This window comes from Rhizobacter sp. P1_G5 (genome assembly GCF_056405435.1).
The window spans coordinates 1-7,231 of the sequence record NZ_JBFUCB010000294.1 but is presented as its reverse complement, the minus strand read 5'-3'; the positions used below and the strand labels follow the sequence as shown (position 1 = coordinate 7,231).

The 7,231-nt window shown below is 69.1% G+C and carries 7 protein-coding genes; 2 read left to right on the top strand and 5 right to left on the bottom strand.

Annotated features, from left to right (window positions below):
* Together AC1D12_RS19480 and AC1D12_RS19475 are read left to right on the top strand one after the other, a co-directional pair.
* Window positions 1-722: nuclear transport factor 2 family protein (locus tag AC1D12_RS19480; RefSeq protein WP_477842338.1), on the top strand; the 722-nt coding region annotated here is incomplete at its 5' end.
* Window positions 723-757: 35 nt separating this feature from the next.
* Window positions 758-2,170: a M20/M25/M40 family metallo-hydrolase gene (locus AC1D12_RS19475; RefSeq protein WP_477842336.1), complete on the top strand. Its 1,413-nt coding sequence runs from the start codon at window positions 758-760 to the stop codon at window positions 2,168-2,170.
* 181 nt (window positions 2,171-2,351) lie between these two features.
* Here the strand turns inward: AC1D12_RS19475 and AC1D12_RS19470 are convergent, their stop codons facing one another.
* The 5 genes from AC1D12_RS19470 to AC1D12_RS19450 are packed head-to-tail and all read right to left on the bottom strand — an operon-like array spanning window position 2,352 to window position 7,041.
* The gene (locus AC1D12_RS19470) at window positions 2,352-2,786 is read right to left on the bottom strand and encodes an EamA family transporter (protein ID WP_477842334.1); all 435 of its coding nucleotides are present in this window, start codon (window positions 2,784-2,786) and stop codon (window positions 2,352-2,354) included.
* Window position 2,787: 1 nt separating this feature from the next.
* Window positions 2,788-4,143: a sensor histidine kinase gene (locus AC1D12_RS19465; RefSeq protein ID WP_477842332.1), complete on the bottom strand. Its 1,356-nt coding sequence runs from the start codon at window positions 4,141-4,143 to the stop codon at window positions 2,788-2,790.
* Window positions 4,143-4,802: a response regulator gene (locus tag AC1D12_RS19460; protein WP_477829434.1), complete on the bottom strand. Its 660-nt coding sequence runs from the start codon at window positions 4,800-4,802 to the stop codon at window positions 4,143-4,145. The genes AC1D12_RS19465 and AC1D12_RS19460 overlap by 1 nt, the downstream gene beginning before the upstream one ends.
* Window positions 4,799-5,344 carry a phosphatase PAP2 family protein gene (locus tag AC1D12_RS19455; RefSeq protein WP_477842330.1) on the bottom strand — a complete coding sequence of 182 codons (546 nt, stop codon included), beginning with the start codon at window positions 5,342-5,344 and terminating at the stop codon, window positions 4,799-4,801. Before AC1D12_RS19455 ends, AC1D12_RS19460 begins: the two co-directional genes overlap by 4 nt.
* Window positions 5,345-5,391: 47 nt before the next feature.
* Entirely contained in the window at window positions 5,392-7,041 is a 1,650-nt protein-coding gene (locus AC1D12_RS19450) for a BamA/TamA family outer membrane protein (RefSeq protein WP_477842328.1), read from the bottom strand.
* Window positions 7,042-7,231 lie beyond the last annotated feature (190 nt).

Genomic DNA, 7,231 nt, shown 5'->3' with positions numbered 1-7,231 from the left:
CTCATAATCCTTTGGTCGCTGGTTCGAGCCCAGCACGGCCTACCAATACGATCAAGGGCTTGGCGTTGTTTGCCAGGAGCCCCGATCTCCGGCGTAGCCAAAGAACGCGTCCAATTGCAGAGCGGCGCCTCCGGCGCTGCATGCGCCTACCGCTCGACCATTGCACCAGTTCTCCAGCCGCCGAGCAGGCTGCACACCACGGCATCGCGAACTCCGCAGTTTCACCTCCGCGATGCGCGACTGCCGGCGATTTCGACATCATGGTGAACAAAACGGAGAATCGAATGCCCCCGCCCCTCACCCCGAAAGAAGTGTTCCTCGCATTGGTCAACGGCGTCGCGGAGGGCCGCTGGGATGAGTTGCCCGACCTTTATGCCGAGCAGACCGACGTCGTGCACCCGTTTCACCCGCTTCGCGCCCCCGCCCTGCGCACCCGGGACGAGCTGCGCGAACACTTCCGGCCCAACGATGCCAGCCCGCGGCTGAACCGCAAGGCGACCAACATCGTCATCCACGAGACCAAGGACCCCGAAGTCATCATCGCCGAGTTCGAGTACCAGGGGACCGTGGAGGGCGCGGATGAGCCGTTCTCGATTCCCGGCATCTTCGTGATCCGGGTGCGCGACGGCCAGATCGTGAGCTCGCGCGACTACCTCGACCACCTCACCTCCGCGCGCGTCCGTGGCCAGCTGGACTGGCTCGTCGCGGCGATGAAGGCATGATGGCCGCATCAAGTGACCGACAAGGAGTGAACCCGATGTACGGACAAGCCATGCGGATGAAGCGAGCTGCCCTGCCCTTTGCCGCAGCGCTGGCGCTGTTTGCCGCGCAGGCCGATGCGGCGGACCTGACGGCGCAGCAGCAACTGTTCCGCTCCATCTACCAGGAGCTGGTCGAGATCAACACCACGGATTCGGAGGGCGACACCACCGTGGCGGCGCAGGCCATGCACAAGCGCCTGCTCGACGCCGGCTTCACGGCCGCCGAGGTGGAGGTGATCACGCCCTTCCCGCGCAAGGGCAACCTGGTGGCGCGCTACAAGGGCAGCGGTGCGAAGAAGCCCCTGCTGCTGCTGGCCCACGTCGACGTGGTCGAGGCCAAGCGCAGCGACTGGAAGACGGACCCCTTCAAGCTGCAGGAGAAGGACGGCACCTTCACCGCCCGCGGCAGCATCGACGACAAGGCGATGGCGTCGATCTTCGTCTCGGTGCTGGGGCAGTTGAAGAAAGAAGGCTTCGCGCCGAACCGCGACATCGTCCTGGCGCTCACGGCCGACGAGGAGAAAGGCGACACCCCCGCCAACGGGGCCAGCTGGCTGCTGAAGAACCGGCGCGCATGGGTGGAGGCGGAGTTCGGCATCAACGAGGGCGGGCGCGGCGAACTGAAGGACGGCAAGCCGCTTTCGCACATCGTGCAGATCGCCGAGAAGACCTACGTGCAGGCCGAGTTCGAGGCGACCGGCCCCGGCGGACACAGCGCGCGGCCGACGGTGGACAACACCATCTACGACCTGGCGGAGGCGCTGACGCGGCTGCGGCAGTACCAGTTCCCGGTGCGGCTGAACGATGCGGCTCGCCTCTACTTCGAGCGCAGTGCGGCGCTGCAGTCCGGCCAGATGGCCAGCGACATGCGGGAGATGGCCAAGGCCAGCCCGGCCCCCGATGCCATCGACCGCCTGTCGAAGGTGTCGAGCATCGTCGGGCTGCTGCGCACCACGTGCGTGGCCACGATGCTGAACGCCGGCCACGCACCCAACGCGCTGGCGCAGAGCGCCAAGGCCAGCGTCAACTGCCGGATGCTGCCCGACGAGGATCTGGGCTTCGTCACCCGCAAGCTCACCGAGATCGCCGGCCCCAAGCTGAAGGTGACGCTGACACGCGAGGGTGAAGCGACGGCGCCCGCTTCGCCGCTGCGGCCCGACGTGATCGGCCCCATTGAGGCGGTGAGCGCCGAGCTGTGGCCCGGCGTGCCGGTGATCCCGACGATGGGCGTGTCCACCACCGACAGCCGTCACTTTCGTGAAGTGGGCATCCCGATGTATGGCGTGTCGGGCCTGTTCGCCGATCCGCTCAACACGGGGGTGCATGGCTTGAACGAGCACATCGGCGTGCAGCAGTTGTACGACGGGCGGGAGTTCATGTATCGGTTGATCAAGAGGTTGGCGCAGTGAGAACCACCCGATAGGTCAACGAAGAAGGCATTCATTTCGAAGCTCGTGAATCCTCATCCTGGCTCATGGCGAACAGATTCACGGCTCGCACAGCGTGCCTTTCGCGCTGATGGTGGAAGCCGTGTTCGATCACCTGACCCAATGAGCAAGGTGGTCAGGTGATGCGCCTCGGGATCGCATTTCAGCGCTTGATCGCCAGCACCAGCACCCCACCCGCCACCATCGCGATGCCGGCCCATTCGCGCAGGCTCGGCCGCTCGCCGAGGAAGGCGAACGCGAACACCGCGACCAGCACCAGGCTCAGTTTGTCGACCGGCGCCACCTGCGACGCATCGCCGATCTGCAGCGCCCGGAAGTAGCAGACCCACGACGCCCCGGTGGCCAGGCCGGACAGCACCAGGAACAACCAGGTCCTGCCCGGCAGCGCGAGCGGGTTCGACCATTTGCCGGTCGCCATGACGAAGGCGGCCAGCACGACCAGGATCACGCTGGTGCGCACCAGCGTCGCGAAGTCGGAGTCGACGCCGCGGATGCCGATCTTCGCGAAGATCGCCGTCAGCGCGGCGAACGCCGCCGACAGCAGGGCCCATTGAAACCAGCTGGCGGGCATGTTCATCTCAGGCTCCGTGAAGTTGGGAGAACACGACCCGGACTTCCAATCCGCCATGTCGTGCCGGCGTGTGCAGGCTGACGTTCGCGTGATGCCGCTCCGCAATGGCGCGCACGATGGCCAGGCCCAGGCCGCTGCCGCCGCTTGCCGGGGCCAGCGATTGCGCGTCCTCGCCGCGGTAGAAGCGGTCGAACACGCGCTCGCGTTCGGCCGCCGGGATGCCGGGGCCGTTGTCGATCACGCGCAGGCGCGGGCGCCCGTCCTGCAGGTCGGCCTCGACGTCGACCACGCCGCCGGCCGGCGTGTAGCGCAGCGCGTTTTCGACCAGGTTGTCGAGCAGCACGCGCAGCTGGTGCGCATCGGCCTGCGCCGCGAGGCCGGCGCCGACCTGCGCGCCGAGGTCGATGCGCCGGTGCTCCGCCTTCAGCGCGAAATCCGACACCACCGAGCGCACCAGGTCGTCCAGGCTGACCTGCTCGACGCGCATCGTCTCGCCATCGGGCTCCGAGCGCGCCACCGCCAGCAGCTGCTGCACCATCCGCTCCGAGCGGATCACGCCCTGCTCCAGCTCGTCCAGCGCATCCTGCCGCGCGGCCGGGCTGTCCGAGCGGCGCAGCAGGTGCACCTGCAGGCGCAGCGCGGTCACCGGTGTGCGCAGCTCGTGCGCCGCATCGGCCAGAAAGCGCCGCTGCGCCGAGAACGCTTCCGACAACCGGCCGAGCAGGTCGTTGATCGACAGCACCAGCGGCTTGATCTCGCGCGGCACGCCGTCGGTGGCGATCGGCAGCATCGAGCGGGCGCTGCGCGCCGCCACGTCGCGCGCCGTATCGCCCAGCGGCTGCAGGCCGCGCCGCAGCCCGAACAGCAGCAGCCCGCCGACCACGACCACCAGCACCAGCATCGGCGGGAACACCTTGGCCCCCGATTCGGCCGCCATCTGGTGCCGCTGCGAGACGCGCTGCGCCGCCTGCGCGATGCCGTCGGCGGCCACGCTCGAATAGACGATCCAGGCCTCGCCGTCGACGTCGAGCCGCGCGAGCCCCTCGGTGCGCGAGAACGGCAGCTTCACGCGCGGGTCCGAGGCGTACACGCGCTCGCCGTCGGCGGTCCAGGTCAGCGTGACGATCTCGACGTCCTCGGGCGTGTCGCTGCGCTCGGGCAGCACCAGCGCGTCGTGGCGGCGCGCGTCGTAGGCGGCGCGGTGGTAGCGCGCCACCGACTGGGCCACGTTCTTCAGGTCGGCGTCGAACACCTCGTTCATCTCGTCCAGCGTGACCAGGTAGGTGACGATGGCGACCAGCAGGCCGCCGAGCGCGAGCGCGCCCATCAGCCAGGCCAGCAGGTAGCGTTCGATCGAGTGCATCAGCCCTCCGTCACCCGGTAGCCGACGCCGCGGATGTTCTTGATCACCGCGGCGCCGAGCTTCTTGCGCAGGTTGTGCAGGTGCACCTCGATCGCGTTGCTGATCACCTCCTCGCCCCAGCCGTAGACGGCCTCTTCCAGGCGCTCGCGCGACAGCACCGCGCCGGGCCGGCGCATCAGYGCCTCGAGCACCGAGAACTCGAGCGGCGAGAGTTCGACCTCGACGCCCGCCTGCATCACCTGGCGGCGCAGCGGATCCAGCATCAGCGAGCCGACCTCCAGGAAGGGTGTGCCGCTGCCCATGTGGCGGCGCACCAGCGCACGCATGCGTGCCACCAGTTCGTCGAGGTCGAAGGGCTTCAGCAGGTAGTCGTCGGCGCCGGCTTCCAGCCCGTCGATGCGGTCGCGCACCGTGTCGCGCGCCGAGGCGATCAGGATCGGCACCGAGTTGTGCGCGTTGCGCAGCGTGTGCAACACCGCCATGCCGTCCTTCTTCGGCAGGCCCAGGTCGAGGATCGCGGCGTCGTAGACGCGGTTGCCCAGCGCCAGTTCGCCGGCGCGCCCGTCGGTGACCCAGTCGACCGCGAAGCCCGCGTCGACCAGGCCGCGGTGCACCGCCTTGCCCACCATCGCATCGTCTTCGATCAACAGGACTCTCATGCACGCATCCTGCGCCAGCGGGCTCGCAGGTGCCGCAGCCCCCACGCGGCCAGCGCGCCGGCCAGCGCCACCGGCAGCGCCGCCAGGATGTCGTACGGAAAATTCACGCCGACGTAGACGCGCCCCAGGCCGAGCAGCAAGCCAGTGGCCAGCAGCGGAAAGCACAGCACCGACAGCCGCTGCGTCCACAAGGCGGCCAGCCCCAGCGCCCACACCACCGTGACCTGGTCGCTGGGCAGGCCCGAGTCGCCAGCGTGCGCGAGGTGGTGGTGACCGAGCCGCAGCGCGGACGGCCGYGGGTGCGGCCACGCATGCCGCACGAGCTCGGCGATCGCCACCGCGCACACGGCCGCGACGACTAGGTGCAGCAACTCGCGCCGCGTGTCGTGGCTCGCGCGCAGCCACAGGATGCCGAGCGCCGGCGGCAGCAGCCAGATGAGCCAGCGCGCGACGATCAAGGCCAGCAGCAGGCGCGTCGGGTGGGGCTCTGCCGGTGCGTTGATCAGCTCGAAGAGGTGGAAGTTGTCCATGGGGGCCGACATGCTGCGCTTGCCGGCCTTAGAGGTGACTTAAGCAGTGACTCGAGCAGTCAGAAGCTGCGTTTTGCCTCGACGATGAACTRCACCTTCTTGATCGACTTGTCGCCGTCCATCGGGAAGGCCGCGTCGACGTGCACCACGGTGCCCAGGCCCGAGCGGCTGTTGCCCAGGCGCAGCCCGACGCCGGCGTCGCGCAGCAGCCCCTGGGCCGAATCGCCCGGCCGCACGCCGTCCCAGGTGCGACCCATGTCGTAGAACACCGCGCCGCCGACGTGGAACAGCCGGAACGGGAACCAGTCGGAATAGGCCCGCTGCTCGATGGTGGCGAGCCAGCGCCCGCTGCCGCTCTGGTAGCGCAGCGGGTAGCCGCGCAAGCCGGTGTCGCCGCCGAGCGTGATCTGCTGGTCGGGGTCGAGCCGCACGCCGCGGTCGATGCCGATGCCGGCGAACAGCGTGCGCTGCGCCGACTGCCGCAGGTACCAGCGGCCCGACAGCTTGAACAGGCTGCCGCTCAGCCCCTCGCGCTCGACGCGGCCTTCGGCCGTGCCGGCCAGCAGCCACGTCTGCGACGGGTCCGGCATCCAGCCCTTGGAGAAGCCCGTGTCGAACACACCGGCCGTGCGGTCGGAGCCGAGCCGGCTGGATGTCGCGCCGAGCCGGGCGCGCACGTTCCAGCCCAGCGCGATGTCCTCGGTCTTGCCGATCTGGTCCTGGTTGTGCGTCGCGATGAACTGGTCCTCGATCCAGCCGACGCCGATCCACGGGTACAGCAGGCGCCGCCCGTCCGGCGCCACGCTCGCGCTGCCCAGCGCCGGCAGCGCGGCATAGCGCTGCTCGTCGAAGGTCAGGCCGGCCGTCCAGCGCAGCGCGGCACCGTCGCGCAGGCCGTCAGACCAGCCGGTGTAGGCCGTTGCATGCCGGGCGGACACGTCGTACTGGTTGACGACCTGGCCTTGCGAATACACCGAGTCGATGCGGCGCTCGTTGCTGAGCGACAGGCCGCCGGCGCTGCGGGTGTCGAGCGCATAGAACGGCTTCTCCAGCGCGAGCTTCTGCGCGCGGCCGTCGCTGTTGTCGTCGTACTCGCCCGCCAGCGTCCAGCGGCTGCCGAGCAACTGGCTGTCCTGGTAGGTCAGGGCTTTCGACGTGCGGTCCACGCCCGATTGGATGTCCAGCCCGAGCTGCTTGCCGCGGCCGAGCAGGTTGGTCTCCTGGATGCCGATGCTGCTGCTGTTGCGCCCGCCCTTGCGGCCGAACGACACGCCGGGCTTCAGCGTCCACACGTCCTGCGTCGCCACGACGATGTCGACCACGCCGTCGTGCACGGCAGTCACCCGGATGGCCGCATCGCGCAGGTAGCCGTTGGCGCGCAGCGTGCGCTCCGATTCGCGCAGCAGCCGCGCGCTGTAGCGCTCGCCGGGCTTGAACAGCAGCTGCTGCTCGATGGTCTCGCGCCGGGTCTGGATGTGCAGCCAGTTCGCGAGGCGGAACGCGGCGTTGTCCTCCTCCTGGAGCCGCGTGTCGAAGATGTCGAGGTTGTCGATGCGGATCTCGCCGATGACCGCGCCGGATTGCTCCAGGCTCTCGTCGGAGGGCAGCTCGGCGGCGGCGGGCGCCACGGGCTCGTCGTCGGCGTGTGCAGCCGGCGGGCACAGCGCACCGCAGGCGATCAGTGCGGCAATGAGTCTGATGTTCGACATGCCTGCACTGTGCAAAGCCGAGAGTTAGTCGAGCCTTAAGATGCCGCGGCCAGTCCCCCGGGTCGTGGGGGATCGCACGGAATGCGGTGCGCGCTAAGTCGCCATTAAGTGCTCGGCCGGCACAGTGAGCCCATGAGTCCGCGGGCGCTGCCTTCGCGGCCGTCGCGCACTCGGCGCTGCACACGCACTC